A 21,210-nucleotide genomic window follows, 5' to 3' on the forward strand; every position below is an offset into this window, starting at 1 on the left:
CTTAACCATATTTTTAAAAAAGAGTAGCGAAGGTGAGATGATAGTCTTATTCTTCTTTTTTCAACTGTTTCTCACAATTTAATATATGCATCTTAACATAATATTACAATTTACTTGTATGTGATAGAATTATTTATATTACTAATCACAAGGGTGTGTTTCATATGAGTTATTTTCCGGTAATAAATTGGGAAGAAATTGTCGAGGGTGACTATAAAGAACCAGAATCATTAGTTGGACTTTTTGACTTGTTATTTTTGATGACTGAAGATAATGAATCATATAATACATTTAACAAAATTAATAACAAGTCTGTTCAATTCTTCTGCAACAAACTGATGTCTATTCCAATAAAAGAAAGAGCTGAAGACTTTTCTGATATATTATCATACTCGTTATATACAGCGACTTTTTTTACTCTTAGAGAAGAATATACAGAGGCAATGTCTATACTAAAATGGTTAAACATAGATCACATAACAAGAGTAGCTAGAAATAAGGAAATAGATGATCCTATTTTCTTATATGCTGCTGTACTTAATTGCTTTGTAAAAAGTCAACAAGGTGATTTATCAGAAGAAGATGTAGAGTGCTTTGCAAAATATACTTTTGGTAAATTAAATGAAGACGTTCATTTTAGAATAGAATGGAACATCTTCAATCGATTATGGAAAGCCCATATGCCTCTTGCTGACTTTTTTGGGTGGAGTTTCTATATAATTGCTAACACAGCTGAGCAAATCGGTAATGTAGTTGATCTCCCAGTTGATGACGTTTTTGAAAACTACCTAGAGAATTTGATGAACATTTATAAAATCATAGGTATCGGAGAAACAAATCTATTAAACAATTCATTACAGATTATTTATGAAAAACTTCCCCACCCTTTTCTAAAAAAATCTACCGAGTTATTCAAAAATAATTATACCAACCCATCAAACTTCAAAAAATACATAAGAGAAATAAGGAAGGACTCTCTTGAATTATATGAAAGTTTGCTTAATAATTTCATCAATAGTATTTTTGAAGCTTTAACTGACAAAGCTAGCGTTCATTCTTTCTTAAAAGAAATTGAGAAAAAGAAATACTTAATTCCTTTATTAGACTTTACAAGTGATAGTAAATACCTAACAGCTAACAATATATTTGAAGTCCTTGTTCAATTGGGTGATCACTCAGGCTACCGCCTTGCATTATCAATTTACAATGAGTGGCTAAAGTCTGATGTCCAGAAAAGAATCAAAGAAGAAGACCCATTTTATTTGGCATATATTCACTCCAAAAACGGAAAAATATCCGACGCCATTCAACTTTATAGAAGTATCTACCAGAAAGAACCTGAAAATTTATCAGTTATTAATAATTTAGCAGTTTTATATTATGAGGAATTAAATAATTTAGATGAAGCTCTCTCTCTATTAAAACAAGGAGAACTATTAGATCCAAACCATGAAAAAATTCAACACAACCTGAAAAACGTCCAGAGATTAATTGAAAAAGAACAGCAGAGACCAAAGGAAGCCAAAGATAGATACTTTAAGAAAATCAATAAACTTCAGCGCAATATATTATTTTCGATTTATAAACTTTCCAGTGACGGAGTTGTTACAGATGAATTGATTCAATCGGTTACAAAACTTACAGATTATAATTTTTACAAAAAGAATATAAACAAGCTATTAGATCTAGAGCTTGCTTTTTTCGATTATTCTAAAGGATATACCCTAGATACTACCATATATAAACTTATCCAAGATTATATAAATCCCAAAATTGAACGTGAGGTGGTCAGATCTAGTAAAAATAAACTCTTCCGTCCTATCTTTTACCATGAATCGGAGATTAAACTTTATCAAGCACTGATAGAATTGTTTCCTCAGCAGTTAGTTTTTCCAAATATGGATTTAAAAACTATTATTGATGTAGATAAAGTAAAACAATTTTTAGACCCTGATATTATTGAATATATGTTTAAAGCTCATGTAGACTTTGCAATAATTAACAATACAACTTACCTACCGATTTTATGTATAGAAAAAGATAGCTCCTTTCAAGATGAAAGTTACGGAGCTAACAATGCAATTAAAAAAAACACAATATTTAACACTAGTGGTTTACCTTTAATTAGAATTAGATTTAATTCGGCTATGGACAATGACCGTTTAAGAGAAGAAGTTAAGCAAGCTACAAAAGAATTCTTATTACAAACACAAAAGGAGGATGACATCCATGATATTCTTAAAGAATTTGATTTAAAAAGTTTTGGTATTTACACTGATTTACCTTCAAAAGAACAGATAAATATAATTTGGAAACAACTTGTTGGAGATATGATTTACAAAGAAACAAAGGATATCGTACTAGATAAATCAAACGCACAAGTAGAATTTTATATTCCAAAAAGTTTGGAACAAGTTTTAGAATACGGTAAGGAAGATATAAAAGCTGGACTGTACGATAAATATCCATCATTAAACTCAATTCGTTTTATATTTAATTAAATGTCCATCGGCTATTCAAGTCAAAACCACAGATTGTCATGGTTTTGGCTTTTTTATTTTGATTTCTACTTACTTCAACAAATAGGGTTTTAACTTGCAATATATCCCATTGTTCATGAAATCTACGTTATAATTACTAGCAAGACGGCATTTTCAGATAATAAGATAGGAGGAATTTTAATGGAAACACCAAATTCGCCATATATTTCTAGAGTTAAGATAAAAAACTTCAGAAACTTTAAACACGAGGATATTTCATTGAGTCACAAACAAGTAATAATAGGTGAAAATAATGTAGGTAAAACAAACTTATTACGGGCAATTCAACTTATTTTGGATCCTAAACTATCTGATGAAGATCGGTATTTAAATGAATCTGATTTTTATGATGGTTTAGAAGACCCTATGAATAACGGTGAAGTAATAGAGATAGTTATTGATATAAAAAGTTATGAACATAACAAAACTGTATTATCGATGCTTTCTGATGCTACAATCTCAACTAATCCAGCTACCTTACGTTTAACATACCATTATCATCCAATCCCTAATACTACTGATTACGTATATACAATCTTTCAGGGAGATAGACCAGAAATACCATTTAATCATAGTCATCGAAAATATTTAAATTTTAAAGTTATCAATGCAATACGTGATGTAGAAAACGAAATGAAAAATACTCGTCGATCACCTATAAATAAATTATTAAAACAATATGAAATTGAAAAAGAGGAACTTTCTGAGATAGCTGAAAAGCTAAAAGAACAAAGCAATGACATTTTAACTATTGATGAATTAGTAGATCTTGAGTCAAAAATTAATAATAGATTTATAGATGTTCTAGGTACGCAACCTTATTCAAAAATATCTTTAGAAACCGTTGACGTTGATCCAAACCGTATTTTAAACACTCTAAAGTTAATGGTTGGTGAAGAAAAACAAAGGCCAACAAGTGAGACAAGTCTTGGAATAAATAATATATTATATATTTCTTTAATTCTTTTAGCTCTAGAAGATAAAACAATTCCTACTTTATTAAAAAAGGATGTCTATGATGAACTGATTATTGAGAATGATAGTAAAATATTAGCCGATTGTTATGTTAAAAGTTCTAAAGGGAATTATCTCTTAAAAGAAGATATAGATAAGCAAGAATTAAGTGATTTATATAGGTTTATGGATAATTACCATTCTGATAATGAAGGTTTTACGATACTCGCTATTGAAGAGCCTGAAGCTCATTTACATCCTACTTTTCAAAGAATCATTTACAAGGATGTGATGAAGAATAATACATCTGTGTTGATGACAACTCATTCCCCATACATAACGTCAGTTGCACCACTAGATTCTATTGTCCATTTACGCACAACTATACATGGTACAAAAATTCACACAACAGCCAATTTGGATTTGACCCCAAAAGAAATAAAAGATCTTGAGAGATTTATAGATGTTAAGCGCGGGGAATTATATTTTGGAAAAGGTGTTATTTTAATTGAAGGTATAGCAGAAGAATATTTGATACCTAAGTTTGCTGAATTAATAGGGAAACCGTTAGATCTAAAAGGAATTATTTGCTGCAATATTAACTCAACTAACTTTAAGCCCTTTGTAAAATTTCTTGATTTATTAGGAATCCCTTATGTTGCAATAACTGACGGCGACTATTATATTGAAGAGAAAGTTGGCGAGAATGAAATAAATAAAAAGTTTCATATTATGCATGAAGATTCCTATTCAAAATTTGGATATCTAGGAAATGACCGAATAAGAGATTTATTAGTTAATTTACAAAAAATTGAGGAATCTAAAATACCTAAAGACCATAATAAACAAGATGACCTTTTTTCCGAATTTGGTTTTTATATTGGTGAATACACTATGGAAATTGACATAATGATTGCTAGTTCAGGTAACGATGAATGTAACATCATTATCTGTAATATTTTTAATGATTTGACTGTAGGTGGAGATAAACAAAAAGAAAATTTCCAAAATGAATTAATCGATCAAAAGTATTGGTCCTGCTTGAGAAAAATAGAAAATAGTAATAATAGAGTTGGAAAAGGTAGATTCGCACAGCGTCTATCAATTGATAGCCAAAAAGAACATATTCCCCCTTATATAAAAAATGCAATTGACGTTATTTATAAATTGGTGGATAAGGAAGATTAGTATGGAAACTTATTTAAACAAACTTGAACAAATTAAAAATGATCCTTACCAATTCACTGCTTTTAAATCTAATATAAGTACAGTAGTCAAAGCGGGGCCGGGTAGTGGAAAAACTACAGTTCTAACATTAAAAATTATGAGATTACTAAATGAAAATATCACTCCACCAAGAGGATTGGCTTGTATTACCTATAATAAAGAAGCTGTTAAAGAATTTACCAAAAGATTAACTGAGCTAGGTTATAGTAAAAGAAACAATGTATTCCTTGGAACCGTTCACGCATTTTGTATCGCTGAAGTTATCAGCCCATTTGCACATTTATATGATTATAATATTCCCATGCCATTAAAGATTGTAACAGAAAAACAAAAAAGGCAAATTTTCGCTAAAATTGTATCTCAATTAAATTACAATCCAAAAGAAGTAAAAATTAATGAAATGGATAAAGAAAGAACTTTAAATATCGACGGTATTAGTTCAATAGAAGTTGAACCATATGACATAGCTTTAAATGTTGCAAAAGAGTATGAAAAGAAACTTCACAGTATGGGTATGGTAGACTTCATCGACATAGTAAAATACGCGACGCTTCTTATACAGAATGAAGAGTACGTAAGAAATTGTCTAGAAGCTAAATTTCCGTGGCTATTAATAGATGAGTATCAAGACTTAGGTAAACCGTTACATGAAATGGTGCTTTCCCTATTTAACAAAACCAATATTAAAATATTTGCAGTAGGTGATCCTGATCAATCTATATATAGCTTTAATGGCGCAATTCCTGATTATTTAAATGAATTATTTAATAATCCAAATATCAAGCCAGTTGAATTAAAGGTTAATTATAGAAGCCATCAAGAAATTATTGATGCATCGGTAGTAGGTTTAAATCAGCTAGGGCGTAACTATTCATCTGGTTCATCATTTGATAAAGAAGCTGAGTTCCACTTCATAACTTGTGAAGAAGAACTAGAAGACCAATATCAAAAAATAATAAATCAAATAATCCCTGATTGTAAACAAAAAGGTATCCCTTTAGAAGAGATTTGCATCCTTTTTCAAAGTGCAAAACAAATTAGAAATATGAGTAGATATTTAAATGATGCGAATATACCATACTATGTTTCGAAATTTGATTTCAAACGTAGTGATATTGTAATCTGGTTAGAAAAATGTGCAGCATGGACGGTCTCAAACTCAAGTGAGTCATTCACTAGATTATTTGAATTCTGGATCACTCTATTACAAAAGCATAGTCAGGTATTTTCTTCTGATGAATTAATAGTAAAAAGAAAAAGGCTATTTACAATACTAACTAATAGTACCATTCATTTAAATTTCTTGAACAATTGGCTAAGCTATATTATTCAGAAACTAGAGCTTTATACAATTTTAAATGATTCTAATGTATATCCTGATGAAATAGATAACCTGAAAATATTACTTGAGGTATCACAGGATGGTAATTTCCATGACTATGATGTTTCCAAATTTTCTAATCTCGGAAAACCACTTAATCAAATAACTTTATCAACAAGACACAGTGCAAAAGGATTAGAATTTGAAGTTGTAATTATTCTGGGCATGGAAAAAGGTAATTTTCCTTTTTATTTAAATGAAAATGACCCTGATAAATTAAATGAAGACCGACGAGTATTTTTTGTTTGTGTTTCACGAGCTAAACGTGTTTGCTATTTACTCCGCTCAAAGAAATTCACAAAAATGACTAGATATGGTTTAAAGACCTTCTTTCCACAACCATCAATGTTTTGGGAAGAATTATATCAAAGTAGACATATAAATAATCATATATTAAATTGATACTTTTAGCGAAACAGACAAGCGAGTAAAAGCCCGTCTGTTTCTTTTATAAAACGTGTTACTTATAAACAACTACCTGCTTACCCAAAAAACGACCACTCACATTACAAGAGTGGTCGTTTAATCTATATTTTTATTTACTATAATTTTTCCGAAAATATTTGAATAAATTCAATTTATAACTTTGATCAGTTAACTACTTTTGATCAAAATTATAGTATTCTAATCCCTTGGATAATAAAACATCGATAAGAACGTTGATTTTTAAAGATCTTTCCTTACTAACTGCCTTTAATGTTTTATACATTTCTTCAGTTAAAAAAAAGGTTTTCTTTTCTTTCAATAAAGAATAATCTACACTAATAGAATTAGCGTATAATTCGTAATTCTTATCATTATGCTCCTTCTTGTTTGTCCTTTGATGTTTTTCCTCTCTACTCACAAATGGTCTATCTACTTTTAGAAGTTTTATTGTTTTATGAACTTCTCTACTAAGCGATATACTTGGCGAACTTCCAACGTAATTCCACTGATTATTTTGTTCATTATATACAATCGCAGCATTTTGTAATTTTGTTAATAATTTTTGTTCTTTTTCTATACCTACACGCTATTGGTGAGCTAGAAAAGGAAGAAGAAGAGACACTATCTAAATTAGAAAAATTGAATCAAGAAATTAACCTACAAAACAACTTAAATGTTAAAAGCAATGTCGAATATGTAACTGACCATTTAGAAATCTTTATAAATATTATCTCCGATGAAGAAAAGAAGTTGTTATTTCATAGTATTATTAAAGAAGTTCATATCACTAAAGGGACTAAACCAAAAGAGCGCGAAATTAAAGATGTTATTTATCTTTTTAATGATGAGGAAATTATCCATTCAATTTCAGCGTAATAATGGAAGCCAGTGCTTCCTATAGGTTACTATTACCTATTGTAACAATTAATATCAGCAGGTTTAAAGGACTACCAAATTGGAAGTGAATTTGGTAGTCCTTTTTTAATTAATTAAGAGATTAGTATTAAATATGTGATAAATTTTTCAGCAGAATGTAGTCTATTTTATTAGGTTTCATTGGCTGAAGATAGATGCCTATAAAGATGCAAACTACAAATACAGAAATTGTGCTTCGTCAAAATTAAAGCCCTTAAAATAAATACGTGGATGCAATTACCGACTTTTGGGAGACCTTTCCTGAACATTATTCTACAGAAGTGGAAATCAACGAATGAATAACAGACTTTTTTATAATCGGACTGCTTTAGTTAATGTGACAATTTAATAAATATAGCGATAGTCTAGTCTAAAATACGATAGGCTATTTTATTTTGGTATAACAAAAGCCCATAATTAAATACCTCCCTATATACATATTAGAAGCACAGCAAAGTCCGTTTCTCCTTCTTTTACTTTCATAGTAATATAAGGATGAAAGGGGGACAAAAATGACAGATATAAAAAAGGTTGCTATTTACTGTCGTGTAAGTACAGAAGAACAGGCAAGTGAGGGCTATAGTATTGATGCTCAACTTGATTTACTGCGTCAATATGCAAAATTATATGGTTGGCAAGTAAGTCACGAATATATTGATGAAGGAATCAGTGGTAAATCGATTAAAGGCCGCCCCGCCATGCAACGACTTGTTTCCGACATTGAAAAGGAGGAATTTCAAGCTGTATTAGTGTGGAAAATTTCTCGTCTTTCACGTAACATGCTTGATACACTTGTACTTCTAGATAAATTTGAAAAATACAATGTGAAATTCATTTCCTACTCGGAAAACTTTGATACTGGTAGCCCTATTGGAAGACTAGTTCTACAGCTTATGGCTTCAATAGCTGAAATGGAAAGAAACACACTCTCAGAAAACGTAAAACTAGGTATGAAACAACGCGCACTACAAGGTGAATGGAACGGTGGAATTGTATTTGGCTACGATTCTATTGAAAAGGAACTTATTATTAATCAACAGGAAGCAAAGGTTATTCAACTTATCTTTGATCAGTATGCAAAAGGAAAAGGACTAAAGGCAATTGCAAACTATGTAAACAAACAAGGATATCGAACAAAAAAAGATCGTTACTTCTCAATTAACGGCATAGCAACCATTTTAGACAATCCAGTATATAATGGAAAGATTAGTTGGCTTAAAGTAGAAAATTGGGATACAAAGCGTAGAAAAGGGAAAAATCCAAACCCTATACTGGTAGAAGGGAAACACGAACCGATTATCAATGATGAATTATGGAACATTGTTCAAACTAGAAGAAAAAGTAAATCTTTTAAACAAAGACAATCAAATGAACCATTTTTGTTAAGCAGCGTACTAAGATGTCCAGATTGTGGACAAGGTATGGTTCCATCAATTACAACCTACACCCGTAAAGACGGTACAAAAAGGAAGCATCGATATTATGTTTGTAGTGATTTTCACAACAAAGGTTCTTCCGCTTGTCGGGCTAATTCAATTAAAGCTTATAATGCGGAAAATACCACTATAGAAAAGATTCAGGAAGTAATTAATAATAAAGAGGATTTCGCCTTAAAAGTCAATTCACTTAATAAAGACTCCGTTAATTCAACTAAGGAAATTCAATTAGAATTAGAGAATATTGATAAAAGAATTATCGAATTGAAAGAACTTCAGGATAAATATTTTGAGGCATATGAACAAAACCTCTTTCCTGTGGATATTTTACAAGAACGATTAAAGGATGTCTCAGATGAAAAATCAATGCTAGAGCAAAGGAAAAGCGAACTCAGTACTAAACTCAGTTCAACCGATACTAAGGTTATACAGCCGGAGCTTCTTGATATACTTTTAACAAAATTTATTGAAACATATAAACGATCATCTAGAAATAAACAAAAACAATTACTACAACTTTTAATAGAAAACATAAACATTACTCTAACTAAAGATAAAACACGAGTAGTGGATAAAATAGAACTCGATTTTGATTTCTCAGAGGTTAACATCTCAAAAACTTTTGCGTTAATTCACTTATTATATTTAGAAACGGATGAAGAAGGGGTAATCCTTCCTCAAACAACAGTTTCTAATGATAAATTACCACCATATCTACAACTTTTTTTGCCTCTATTTATGGTACGGTTCCCCTCTATTAATACGAAACCCGCGATACACCTGCTCCAATAACACCAACCGCATCAACTGATGAGGGAATGTCATTTTCGAGAATGACAAAGCCAAGTCACTCCGCTTCTGAACCTCATCACTGATCCCTAACGACCCACCAATGACAAAGGCAATTTTACTTTTACCGTATGTAGCTAGTTCATCCATTTTCTTAGCAAGCTGCTCGGAGCTTAGCATTTTGCCATTGATCTCAAGCGTGATGACATACGTGTCCTGCGAAAGATGGGATAGGATGCGTTCGCCTTCCTTCTGTTTTACTTCCTGCATTTCTGCTTCGCTCATATTCTCTGGTGCTTTTTCATCTGCTACTTCTATTATCGACACTTTGGCGTAAGCGTTTAATCGTTTCAAGTATTCATCGATGCCCTGCTTTAAGTATTTTTCTTTTAGTTTTCCGACCGAGACAATCGTAATTTTCATCGTAATTAACTTCCTTTATCGATTTTTTCTATTCCTTAGTTTAGCATATCCCCACGCAATCAGATTTCTATAACTGGTTCACGCTAACCATGAACCAAACAACTAGATATAGTGCTAGCGTACAAACAAGGCTGATACTGAATAACACCCTTGTTGTCCGTTTGGAAAGACGCTGCATTCGTTTTCCTTTATACCAGCCGGAGAATTGATACTTATTGCGATAGAGAATATAGATGAACCCAAGTATTCCTAGTGCTTGTAGACAACGAAGGAAGAACAAATAGCTATTGCTTTCAATCAGTGCTTGATAATTTATATTGGTCGTATCTTCAAAAAAAGCAGTTACAACCAAACTCGCTAATATAAACAAGAAAACCGTGATTACAAGCACACGCACAGTCTCCAATATGGCTGACAGCATAACCTTCATCCCGCGCACCCCCTTATTTCCCTCACTATACCAAAACATCTACCCATTTTGTATAAATTTTTCCAAATAGAGCTTGCTGCCTCCGCATTTTTCTTGTATTATATATCTAAAAGATACATATCATATTGATAGGGTGATCACAATTGCCGAAAACCTACAACCACACTACCTATGCTTTACTTGGCATTTTAACAACAGATTGCCGTACAGGATACGAAATTAAACAACTGATCGATCAGAGCTTAAATCATTTTTGGAAGATCAGCTACGGACAAATTTATCCGACCTTAAAAAAGCTTGTCCAAGCTGGACTCGCAACGGTTGAAACGACAGCACAGGATGGGAAGCCGGACCGAAAAGAATACTTTCTCACTGCCAAAGGGAAAGAAGCATTACAAACCTGGCTAGAACAGCCGATGAAGCAAATTCCCACGGAACGAAACGAAGTTATCTTAAAGCTTTTCTTCAGCCGGCACCAGCGAACCGAACCAACCTTAGCACTGCTTCAAGATTACAAGCAGCAATTACAGGAGCGCTATGCCACGTATCAATCGATTGAAGCGTTGATTACGCAAAGCTATAAGCAAAGTCAAGATGCCTCTTATTGGCTGTACACCTTAGATTATGGAAAGCGGGTTACGAAAGCCACCATCGACTGGTGTGATGTCACATTGGCAGATATCCAAACAGAAAAGGAATAGGAACATGGGTAAACACATTTATCAAGGTCGGTATACAGCAGCAAACGATGAGGATATCGTCGTATTTCTAATTGGTATGCGGATTAATCATCAGCTTGCCGTTCACAAATGGCTGCCTGTCTTTATGGCGATGCCTGGCATGATCAAAGAACTGTATACCGAGAAAGAGCGTTAGGATTTTTATCGACAGAGATGTACTTTGGTTTACGAACGACCGTGATGATTCAATACTGGCGCTCCAAGGATGATTTACTGGCGTATGCCAAGGGTGCCAAGCATCTTACTGCTTGGAAAAATTTCAATCAAAAAGTCGGCAGCAGCAAAGCGGTTGGCATTTATCATGAGACGTATCTATTGGAGCAGGGTAATTATGAATCGGTGTATGGAAATATGCCGTTATATGGGCTTGCTAAAGCAAAAGGACATATACCGATCACGAAGGAAATCATGACTGCTAAAAAACGACTAAAAGCTTAGATTAACCTAACCACATCTAGAACAATACCTCGTTCGACTCTTGTAGAATCCTCATACACGCATTACTATAATCGAATCTTTATTCATGCTAAAATGAAAATAGAAGGGTTGGTTCCCATACTGTGCTCAAAACTGGGTACAACTAATGTAAAGGAGTGAGAATGATGAATCAACAACAATTCGAAAAAATGAAGAACGGCAAAGGATTTATCGCAGCACTGGACCAGAGTGGTGGCAGTACGCCAAAAGCATTGGCCGCTTATGGGATTGGTGAGGATGCCTATACAAACGCAAAAGAAATGTTTGATTTAGTACACGACATGCGTACAAGAATCATTACCTCTCCTTCGTTTGATCCGGACTCGATTTTAGGTGCGATCCTTTTTGAACAAACGATGGATAGCAAGATAGAAGGCCTATACACGGCAGATTACTTAGCGGAAAAGAAAGGGATTGTCCCATTTCTGAAAGTCGATAAGGGACTTGCAGACGAGAGCAATGGCGTACAGCTTATGAAGCCAATCAATGATTTAGACGAGACACTGCGCCGTGCGAATGAGCGCCATATTTTCGGTACGAAAATGCGTTCGGTGATTAAAAAAGCAAATCCGGAAGCGATCAAAGAAGTCGTTGACCAGCAATTTGAAATCGGCAAACAAATCCTTGCTGCTGGCTTAGTACCAATTATCGAACCAGAAGTAGATATTAACAGCTCGGAAAAAGAACAATGTGAAGAAATTTTAAAGGCAGAGATTCTTAACCAGCTGGATCAATTAAATGAAGATCAAAACGTCATGTTAAAATTATCGATTCCAACGCAGAAAAACTTCTATAAAGAGCTAATCAATCATCCAAGAGTGGTACGTGTTGTCGCTCTTTCTGGTGGTTACTCTACAGAAGTAGCGAATGAGAAGCTAAAAGAAAACGATGGCCTGATTGCCAGCTTCTCCAGAGCACTTAGCCAAGACTTAAACGTCAATCAATCCGAAGAAGAATTCAACGATACACTAAACAGAGCCGTACAATCGATTTACGAAGCTTCAGTTTAACAAAAGAAGGGGCTGAATCATGAGCTATGATTCAGCCCCTTTTCCTTTTCCGGGAACTTCCCATGCATCAACTCTCGTTTACCCAGCTGCTTCATATGCCGCTGAAAGCAAGCCATGACAAAGCGATGCATAATTGCTTGCGTATAGCGATAAACAAACCATGGCAGCGCTGGGACGTAATCATGGATGGCAATAATCGCCTCATTCGATGCTGGGATTTTGCGAAATTCCATTCTTCCTCTATGATGCTGCTTCTTATCTGTCAAAAGCCCATCCGTTATATCATACAATGCCTGATCAGCAGTACTTCGCTCTGGAGAGTACGTTAATTCCAATAATGGACATTGCGGACGAAGGAAACCGATCGTACAATGCAACTTCTCATCGATCTCTGTTCGTACCCATGGCCGGAGAAAAGCTTGTAACCACCTGACATAATACTTGGCAATCGCATGAGCACTGTTGCCTGCTGGGACAATAATACGCTGCACCGAGCGAACGTCCTGCTTCAATGGCATATCTTTGGTTACAAACAGATGCTGTTCCGGCTTTTCTGCCACTAGACCCGTTCGTACGGCGGTGACAGGCGTGCCATATGCACGTAATATCCGTTCCACTTCCAATCTGCTCTTTAAATGGGAAGAAAGCTTCCTTGCAGAATTTGGCATCGGCCCGGTTAAGCAGATGACTTTCTTCACCCCCTGCGTTTTGGCAGCTTGGGCAAAATTATCTGACAAGATGGCATTCCTATCTGCCACATTTCCTTGGGTAAGTTTTGCAGAAGGCTTCAAGGCTTGCGCCAAATAAACTGCTATATCGGCACCCACCACTGCTTTCTCTGTGTCTTTTATGGAAAATAGATCACAGGAACGCCAGGTGATGTCTTCTGTATCCTGATAATGATCGCCATTACGGGACAGACCAATCACATGAACCTTTCCCTTTAGCTTTCTTCGTACATGTTGTCCAATATAGCCGCTCGCTCCAGCAATGGCAACCACCGGTTTCGTTTGTTTCATCTCCGCACTTCCTTTTCTCTCCGTTGCTATGATTTATCTTCTGATCTATCGGATTCAGCTACTATTTTCACGTATTTCTTCTTAATCTCAATGATCTACTCTATCACCCAGCAAGCAACACTTACGCTTCATTCTAATAGATCTGACAAGCAAGGTTCAATAACTTTTATCCCTTTTTAAGCCTTTTCATTTTGACTTATTCGCAAAAATGATGTACATTACTAATAGACGAACATTATTTTTATTATGTTTGCTATCATTCGGATTTCGGGGTGTATAACATGGAGAATGTATTTGATTATGAAGATATTCAATTAATTCCTGCAAAATGTATGGTTTCTAGCCGTTCACAATGTGATACAACTGTTACATTAGGTGGCAACACCTTTAAATTACCAGTCGTACCTGCCAATATGCAGACGATTATAGATGAAAAGATTGCTACGTTTTTAGCAGAACATGGTTACTTTTATATCATGCATCGTTTTGAACCAAAAAAACGTAACGACTTTATTAAAGATATGCATGCACGCGATTTAATTGCATCGATTAGTGTTGGGGTAAAAGGAGAAGAATATGATTTTGTTAAACAATTGGCTGAAGCGCAGTTAATACCGGAATATATTACGATCGATATCGCACACGGACATTCCGACGCGGTAATCAAGATGATTCGTCACATTAAGCAGTACCTTCCTGCTAGCTTTGTAATTGCTGGAAATGTTGGGACGCCAGAAGCTGTAAGGGAATTAGAAAATGCTGGCGCAGACGCGACTAAAGTTGGAATTGGACCAGGAAAAGTATGTATTACGAAGATTAAAACAGGCTTTGGAACAGGCGGATGGCAATTAGCAGCACTTCGCTGGTGTGCGAAAGCCGCAACCAAGCCGATTATCGCTGATGGTGGAATTCGTACACATGGTGACATTGCCAAATCGATCCGTTTCGGTGCTTCGATGGTTATGATTGGTTCGCTATTTGCTGGACACGAGGAATCCCCAGGGGTGACCATTGAAAAAGATGGCAAGCTGCTTAAAGAGTATTTCGGTTCTGCTTCTGAATTCCAAAAAGGGGAAAAGAAGAATGTAGAGGGCAAGAAAATGCTCGTGGAGCATAAAGGTTCCTTAGCTGATACGTTAAATGAAATGCAGCAAGACTTGCAATCTTCTATTTCTTATGCTGGCGGCAATAAACTTGATGCGATCCGTACCGTAGATTATGTCGTTGTGAAGAATTCCATTTTTAATGGCGATAAAGTTTATTAAACATTTCTTTACTAAATCAAGGCTTCAGCAAACATATTGCTGGAGTCCTTTTCTTTTTTCAGAATTCTGTTATAGAACTTCACGCCTGCTTGATTTATAATGAGGAAAACAACGATTTAGGAGGATTCCAAGTGCCAATTACGATACCCAAACAATTACCTGCACGACATATTCTTGAACAAGAGAATATTTTCTTAATGGATACCGATCGGGCAACGACGCAAGATATCCGTCCATTAAATATTGTGATTGTGAACTTAATGCCAGAGAAGGAACGCACCGAGACACAGCTGCTTCGCTTGCTAGGGAATTCTCCATTGCAAGTTACAGCGACATTCCTGCACACGGCGACCCATGAGTCGAAGACGGTCAGTCAATCGCATTTGCATCAGTTTTATCAAACCTTTGCGAATATCAAGCATAAGCGATTCGATGGCATGATCATTACTGGTGCACCGGTAGAAATGCTGTCCTTTGAAGAGGTTGATTATTGGGAAGAGCTGGCTACCATTATGGAATGGGCGAAAACTAATGTTACCTCTGTCTTGCATATTTGCTGGGCTGCTCAGGCCGCACTTTATTATCATTACGGCATTGGAAAATTTGAATTGCCAGCGAAATGCACGGGTGTATTAACACATACTGTTGCCAATTCAACGGTTGAACTTGTGCGTGGATTTGATGAAGAATTTCTCGCACCGCATTCACGATATACCGGTACGTCAGGCGATACAATTCGGGCGGATGATCGGTTGCTCTTGCTGTCATCTACCAAAGACGATGATCCGTTCATCATTTTGTCCAGGGATGAAAAGCATGTCATGGTAACTGGACACTTAGAATACGATCATAGCACGCTTGCTGATGAATACCACCGTGATCGGAATAAAGGACTGGATCCAAGTATCCCAACCAATTACTTCCCGAATAATGATCCGAAAGAGAAGCCATTAAACCGTTGGCGCTCGCATGCACATCTCCTATTCTCCAATTGGTTGAATTATTACGTGTATCAAGAAACACCATACCAATGGGAATGAGAATGAACCTTCGAGCTTGAACCTTTCTGCTTCTACGCTTTATGATTGAGCAACAGACGATAGAGAGGAGAGCGTATGGGAAAAGTAATTGGACTATATGTATTTGCAATTCTATTTATGGGCGCCGGAATGAGTCATTTCTTGCTTGACCATTTCTTTATTAGCGCCATGCCGGAGTGGGTTCCGTTTCGGCCAGCTATTGTCTATTTATCTGGTATCATCGAAATAATACTGGCTTTCTGCTTACTTTATTCACGTACCCGCAGGAAAGCTGGTATCTGGGTAGCGATTTTCTTAATTCTTGTCTTTCCCGTTAATATTTATATGGCGTTGATGCCAGAAGCTTATCATCTGCCTGCTATTGCTTTATGGCTTCGATTGCCGCTTCAAATTGTATTGATTTGGTGGGTGTTAGCGGTAACCAAAAAAGGCTAGCTAAAGCAGAATGAAACATATCAAGCCAGCACGGAGGGTTCTGTGCTGGCTTGAGCTAACTTTATTTACAAACGCAGGGAACGCATTTGGGACAACGAATATCAATGCTAGCAGTTGAAACACAAACACACATGGTTGTTTAATTTTTAATTTCCGTTCCTGGCTTCCTACTAATAATAAGGCTGGTATGGTCCTGGATATGGACCGTATCCGGGACCAGGGTAATACGGGCCTTCATCAAATGCATTAACCAATGTTCCAGCTAATAACCCGCCAGCTAATCCTCCAACAAACGGACCAAACCCAAAACCGAATCCGGGGCCACCGAAGCCAGGCCCTCCGAATCCAGGTCCTCCGAATCCAGGTCCCCCGAATCCAGGACCAGGTCCATATCCAGGGCCACCAAATCCGGGACCCGGACCAAATGGCGGACGTGGTCGTGGTCCAAATGGTGGTCGCCGAACCAGTTCGTTATCTGGATAAAATCCCTGCCCATAGGCTTGAGCTTCTGTCATTTGCGGGTAGAAATGTGGTTTATCCGAATAATACGAATGTGGATCAGGCGGGGTAGCAGGTACATTCCATTCATGACTCATCTTAAATTCCCTCATTTCTAATTTTATGCTATGGAATATGGATATGCATTTGCCTACCTAAACTATTGGGCGTTTATGCCAGGAATGAAAATTTTTTAGGTAAATACCCTTAATGATCTGGTGTAGATACAAGGAGCCGAAGTGCACCAACAAAAAAAGGTTGTCTGCGATAATGACCATACCGCTTATCCCATTTCCCAGACTGCAGATCTGCTTCCAATTTCGTTACCCCTTTTGAAGCCGTTTCCTCCGAAACAAATCCCCAGGCGGATTGATTTCTTCGTACCTCTGGATTTAAAAATGCTTCTGGTCGCCCATAGAATGCCTCCTGAAATCCATCCAAACAATCCAAAGGAATTGGTACAGCCTCTATCTGACAGCTTCCACCTAATGTTGTTGTCAGCCATTCCATCGTTGGGTATCGCTTCCGTTCTGCTTCTACCACTTCTGGGAAATAGGCCATATTCCAAAATTCATGTAATGCATCGGGGTCGAAGGTTAAAATAGCAACAGGCCCCTTACTGACTCTCCGTAATTCTTGAATTCCTCTTTCCATGTCCTGCCAATGATGAATCGTCACCATTGCCATAGCTGCATCAAAGGATCGATCATCAAATGGCAAAGCTTCTGCTCTTCCGATAACTGCAGGGGGACGTCCTTTCTCTTTCCGTTGCAAACGCATTGTTTTCGAAGGCTCTACAGCCATCACATATTTATCTTTCGGTTCATACGAACCCGCCCCAGCACCAACATTGATAATCGTTTGCGCTTCACCTATTGCTCGTTCCACATATGCAGCCATTCTTGGATCGGTTTGTCTGGACCTTCCATACGTCTCTCCCGCTTGATCATAATTGAATGATGATATGGACATTCCATCCTCTCCCTTAATGGTTTGTGATTTCCTATGGCAAGTATACTATTAGAAATTTGCTGGGTAAAAACCGATCAAAAACCCAACCAACGAATTGACCATTGATTGGGTTTTTTATCTGTCTTTTTACATTCTTACGATTACCGATCCCCCGCTACTGGGAGTTGTTACCATCTGACTTTGTTCTGGATAATGCTGTGCTCGCCTTAATAATTCATTGTTTTGTTTTACAATTTGACCAAGCAAATAATTCATATGATCTAATTTTCTTCCTAATTCTGTCTCGGAATTCGAATAGTAACCCGGACTATACGTAGATGCATACGTATCGGATTTAATCGGACTAGAATGTGAATGAATGGTATACGTTGGATAATCATAGCCTCTCGCATACGACGGATTGCTTGCATCGTCCGTTCGGGAAGCTGATGTTGGTTGAACATTAGCAGGCTGACTGCCTGGATAAGAATAACTTGGATCATGGTACCATTCATTGGAAGGATGACTCGTTACCGGCCGAAAAGAATAGCTGTCTTGCACATTTCTTCCCCCTTTCGTCACCAACTAGTTTATTCACCTAATAAGCAAGAGGGTACATCAATAAGAGAATTAAGGCATTCGCCTATGCTATTCAAATAAATGATGTAGAAGCCGATCGCGATTCTCTATAAATTGTTTTAACAATGTGTAATGACTTGTCTGTTCTAACGTGGTTTCTTGCATGCCATCTTCTGTTAATTCCAGTAGCTTCGCATCCGGATAACCCATCAACATTGGCGCATGGGTAGAAATGATAAATTGGGATCCATTCTCCACCAATTCATGAATACGTGCGAGCATCGACATTTGCCTTAATGGAGATAAGGCTGCTTCTGGTTCATCTAGAATATATAAGCCATTGCCACGGAAACGATGCATAAATGCCGCAAAAAAAGCTTGTCCATGCGACTGCTCATGCAATGATTTCCCGCCGAATCCATCAATTACTTTTCCCCCTGCCTGAGGTTGTTTATCCATTTCTTCAATATTGGTCGCCACATTATAAAATGTTTCCGCCCGGAAGAAGAAGGAATCATTTGGCCGCAATACCCCTTTCACTAAGCGGACATAGTGATCCAATGGAGAATGGGAATCATACGTAGAAAAGCGAAAATTGCGGGTGCCACCTTCCGGGTTGAACCCAAACGCAACTGCAATTGCCTCCAATAATGTAGACTTGCCCATACCATTTTCACCAATGATATAGGTCACATTTGGATGGAACACCACATCTTGAAAATGACGAATCACCGGCAAATCAAACGGAAACGTATGATAAGATGGAATTTCTTCTTCCTTTAGTTGCAGCCTTCGTATAAATGCATCGGTCTCTGTTAGCTTGGGCATTCGTTCCACATCTAATCCATAAATCTATCGATCATATTGTATCCAGAGTTACCATATTGTTCAACTTTATTGAAAATTCCTCAGACTGTATCGATAACATCCTCCACCCTATGAAAAAAGCCCGAATCAGTCCGCTACGATTCGAGCTTTACCATCATCCACTATTCCGTTAAAATTCATGCTTTGCTAATGTAGTTGCTATTTCATCTTCAATATCCCTGATATCTCCACTTGAACCGAGATAATTATTAATCATAATGGAGAAAATCAATGGTTCATCATCTGATGTTGTGACATAACCAGACAAGGTGGAAACACCAGTTAACGATCCGGTTTTGGCTATGACATTTCCTTTTGCTGGTTCAGAAGTCATGCGGTAACGCAGCGTCCCCCCGACAAGACGATCCGGTTCCCCAGCAACTGGTAAGGAATACTGAAATGCATCGAACCACTCTTTATTTTGCGCTTCATACAGCAGCTGAGCAAGATCCTTTGACGGAATCATGTTTTTATGAGACATTCCCGACCCATCACGAAGCAGGATCGTATCTTCATTCACACCAAGACCGGTAATGACGTCTTCCATGACTTCCAGGCCTTCCTCCCAGCTGCCTTCATCATGAACGAATTTACCCATTTCCTTGGTCAGTACTTCACCATGTCCGTTATTACTTAACTTCATAAACGGAATAAGTAATTTCTCTAATGGCATCGACTGTTTCGAAGTTAGCAATTTTGCATCATCCGGGGTTTTCGCAAATGTCTCTCTTGATTTGCCTATAAACCTAATTCCTTCGTCTTCTAAGGATGTTTTAAACACATCCAAAGCATAGCCAGTAGGTTCCCAAACAGAAACCCATGAGCGGGAATTCGATCCTCCGACTGGCATGGTCCCTTCGACTATAATCGTATTCGTTCCATGTTCACGTTCTATCGAAATATCTTTCTCTTCATCTTCGCTCACCATTTCGGTTTTATTGTCGATCGTTACGTAATCTGTTTCTGGAGTAACCCTCACCTCTGCTTTTCCCCTCGCCTTGTTACTAGGTGTCACTTCGACAATGACGGTACCTGCATCATAATCATTATTTGGCGATAAAGTTAAAGCAGAAATTTGCGCACCCGTATAAAAAGGTTCATCTGACCAGTTTAAATCCTGAGAAAGCCGTACATCATCATACCACGTATCGTCTCCAATGAGGTCCCCTTTAATTTTATGAATACCTTCTTCCTTTAAGTCTTTGGCAAATTGATCAAAGTCCTCTTTCAATAAGGTTGGATCACCTTTTCCTTTTAAATATAAATCTCCATGAAGCACCTTGCCTCTTTGTCTTCCATCCGTTAATACTTCGGTGGTGAACCGATAATTTTTACCGAGGGTTTCCAAAGCGGAGACTGCTGTGAGCAGCTTCATATTCGAAGCTGGATGCAAGCGCGTATCTGGGTTTTGAGAAAACAGCATATCCCCCGACTCCGCATGCTTGATACTGACACCTGTTACCGCTCCATCCAATAGTTCATCGGATAAAATCGCTGAGAGCTTATCCTCCAACGGAGCGTCTTCTGGGAAATCATCTTGTGTAATCTCTTCGGATGCTTTAACGAATAGCGGCTCATCTGGTTCTACAAAGGGAATGACAGCAAGAATAACTAGAAGAAATACGAGAAATCCTTTTTTAGCTGTATGTTTCCACATCATGAGCATGTCCACACCCTTTAATTTATTTGAATATTTTAATTATACAGTAAAATGATTCTAACTCATAGAGGATTCATAAAAAGACATCCATGGTCCTAGATAAGCTAACTATATCTATCATCGTATCTGATCATAATGCCAGTATTGT

19 protein-coding genes and 1 pseudogene are annotated in these 21,210 nt (G+C 36.8%); 11 read left to right on the forward strand and 9 right to left on the reverse strand.

The window, feature by feature from the left end:
• Positions 1 to 164 precede the first annotated feature (164 nt).
• The 3 genes from JKP73_RS06420 to JKP73_RS06430 all read left to right on the forward strand — a co-directional run bounded on the left by JKP73_RS06420 (position 165) and on the right by JKP73_RS06430 (position 6,504).
• Positions 165 to 2,501 carry a DUF2726 domain-containing protein gene (locus JKP73_RS06420; RefSeq protein ID WP_200411018.1) on the forward strand — a complete coding sequence of 779 codons (2,337 nt, stop codon included), beginning with the start codon at positions 165 to 167 and terminating at the stop codon, positions 2,499 to 2,501.
• Between the two features lie 180 nt (positions 2,502 to 2,681).
• Positions 2,682 to 4,682: an ATP-dependent nuclease gene (locus JKP73_RS06425; RefSeq protein ID WP_200411019.1), complete on the forward strand. Its 2,001-nt coding sequence runs from the start codon at positions 2,682 to 2,684 to the stop codon at positions 4,680 to 4,682.
• Position 4,683: 1 nt separating this feature from the next.
• On the forward strand, positions 4,684 to 6,504 hold the full coding sequence (locus JKP73_RS06430; RefSeq protein WP_200411020.1) for an ATP-dependent helicase: 1,821 nt from the start codon (positions 4,684 to 4,686) through the stop codon (positions 6,502 to 6,504).
• A gap of 196 nt (positions 6,505 to 6,700) precedes the next feature.
• Here JKP73_RS06430 and JKP73_RS06435 read toward each other — a convergent pair whose 3' ends face one another.
• Entirely contained in the window at positions 6,701 to 6,946 is a 246-nt protein-coding gene (locus tag JKP73_RS06435) for a hypothetical protein (RefSeq protein ID WP_200411021.1), read from the reverse strand.
• Positions 6,947 to 7,008: 62 nt separating this feature from the next.
• On the opposite strand from JKP73_RS06435, the gene JKP73_RS06440 reads away from it, so the two are divergent.
• Entirely contained in the window at positions 7,009 to 7,404 is a 396-nt protein-coding gene (locus JKP73_RS06440) for a hypothetical protein (protein ID WP_200411022.1), read from the forward strand.
• Between the two features lie 551 nt (positions 7,405 to 7,955).
• Entirely contained in the window at positions 7,956 to 9,671 is a 1,716-nt protein-coding gene (locus JKP73_RS06445) for a recombinase family protein (protein ID WP_234447066.1), read from the forward strand.
• On the opposite strand, the gene rlmH is transcribed toward JKP73_RS06445, so the two are convergent.
• Together rlmH and JKP73_RS06455 are read right to left on the reverse strand one after the other, a co-directional pair.
• Positions 9,612 to 10,091, reverse strand: a complete 480-nt coding sequence (gene rlmH / locus JKP73_RS06450; protein WP_021290168.1) for a 23S rRNA (pseudouridine(1915)-N(3))-methyltransferase RlmH — start codon at positions 10,089 to 10,091, stop codon at positions 9,612 to 9,614. The genes JKP73_RS06445 and rlmH overlap by 60 nt on opposite strands.
• Positions 10,092 to 10,158: 67 nt before the next feature.
• Positions 10,159 to 10,521 (reverse strand): hypothetical protein, encoded by a 363-nt coding sequence (locus JKP73_RS06455; protein WP_021290169.1) that lies wholly within the window; start codon positions 10,519 to 10,521, stop codon positions 10,159 to 10,161.
• Positions 10,522 to 10,664: 143 nt separating this feature from the next.
• Between JKP73_RS06455 and JKP73_RS06460 the strand changes: the two genes are divergently transcribed.
• The 3 genes and pseudogenes from JKP73_RS06460 to JKP73_RS06470 all read left to right on the forward strand — a co-directional run bounded on the left by JKP73_RS06460 (position 10,665) and on the right by JKP73_RS06470 (position 12,748).
• Positions 10,665 to 11,222, forward strand: coding sequence for a PadR family transcriptional regulator (locus JKP73_RS06460; protein ID WP_038241764.1), 558 nt, complete (start codon positions 10,665 to 10,667; stop codon positions 11,220 to 11,222).
• 4 nt (positions 11,223 to 11,226) lie between these two features.
• Positions 11,227 to 11,699, forward strand: a pseudogene (locus JKP73_RS06465) (DUF4188 domain-containing protein).
• 164 nt (positions 11,700 to 11,863) lie between these two features.
• A complete protein-coding gene (locus JKP73_RS06470) occupies positions 11,864 to 12,748 on the forward strand; it encodes a fructose bisphosphate aldolase (RefSeq protein ID WP_200411089.1) in 885 nt (294 codons plus the stop codon).
• 17 nt (positions 12,749 to 12,765) lie between these two features.
• On the opposite strand, the gene JKP73_RS06475 is transcribed toward JKP73_RS06470, so the two are convergent.
• A complete protein-coding gene (locus JKP73_RS06475; protein ID WP_200411023.1) occupies positions 12,766 to 13,767 on the reverse strand; it encodes an NAD(P)H-binding protein in 1,002 nt (333 codons plus the stop codon).
• Between the two features lie 281 nt (positions 13,768 to 14,048).
• Between JKP73_RS06475 and guaC the strand changes: the two genes are divergently transcribed.
• The 3 genes from guaC to JKP73_RS06490 all read left to right on the forward strand — a co-directional run bounded on the left by guaC (position 14,049) and on the right by JKP73_RS06490 (position 16,507).
• A complete protein-coding gene (guaC, locus tag JKP73_RS06480) occupies positions 14,049 to 15,032 on the forward strand; it encodes a GMP reductase (RefSeq protein WP_200411024.1) in 984 nt (327 codons plus the stop codon).
• Positions 15,033 to 15,163: 131 nt separating this feature from the next.
• Positions 15,164 to 16,072, forward strand: a complete 909-nt coding sequence (gene metA / locus JKP73_RS06485; RefSeq protein ID WP_021290175.1) for a homoserine O-acetyltransferase MetA — start codon at positions 15,164 to 15,166, stop codon at positions 16,070 to 16,072.
• 75 nt (positions 16,073 to 16,147) lie between these two features.
• The gene (locus JKP73_RS06490; protein ID WP_038241752.1) at positions 16,148 to 16,507 is read left to right on the forward strand and encodes a DoxX family protein; all 360 of its coding nucleotides are present in this window, start codon (positions 16,148 to 16,150) and stop codon (positions 16,505 to 16,507) included.
• Between the two features lie 170 nt (positions 16,508 to 16,677).
• Here the strand turns inward: JKP73_RS06490 and JKP73_RS06495 are convergent, their stop codons facing one another.
• The 5 genes from JKP73_RS06495 to dacB all read right to left on the reverse strand — a co-directional run bounded on the left by JKP73_RS06495 (position 16,678) and on the right by dacB (position 21,062).
• Entirely contained in the window at positions 16,678 to 17,103 is a 426-nt protein-coding gene (locus JKP73_RS06495) for a hypothetical protein (protein ID WP_438874664.1), read from the reverse strand.
• Between the two features lie 109 nt (positions 17,104 to 17,212).
• Entirely contained in the window at positions 17,213 to 17,977 is a 765-nt protein-coding gene (locus JKP73_RS06500) for a class I SAM-dependent methyltransferase (RefSeq protein ID WP_200411025.1), read from the reverse strand.
• A gap of 126 nt (positions 17,978 to 18,103) precedes the next feature.
• A complete protein-coding gene (locus JKP73_RS06505) occupies positions 18,104 to 18,517 on the reverse strand; it encodes a hypothetical protein (RefSeq protein ID WP_021290179.1) in 414 nt (137 codons plus the stop codon).
• 87 nt (positions 18,518 to 18,604) lie between these two features.
• A complete protein-coding gene (locus tag JKP73_RS06510; protein WP_038241751.1) occupies positions 18,605 to 19,363 on the reverse strand; it encodes an AAA family ATPase in 759 nt (252 codons plus the stop codon).
• A gap of 169 nt (positions 19,364 to 19,532) precedes the next feature.
• Positions 19,533 to 21,062 (reverse strand): D-alanyl-D-alanine carboxypeptidase/D-alanyl-D-alanine endopeptidase, encoded by a 1,530-nt coding sequence (dacB, locus tag JKP73_RS06515; RefSeq protein WP_160806909.1) that lies wholly within the window; start codon positions 21,060 to 21,062, stop codon positions 19,533 to 19,535.
• Positions 21,063 to 21,210: the final 148 nt, after the last annotated feature.

The organism is Virgibacillus salexigens, assembly GCF_014905415.1.
In the GTDB taxonomy this organism is placed as follows: Bacteria; Bacillota; Bacilli; order Bacillales; family Amphibacillaceae; genus Virgibacillus; species Virgibacillus salexigens.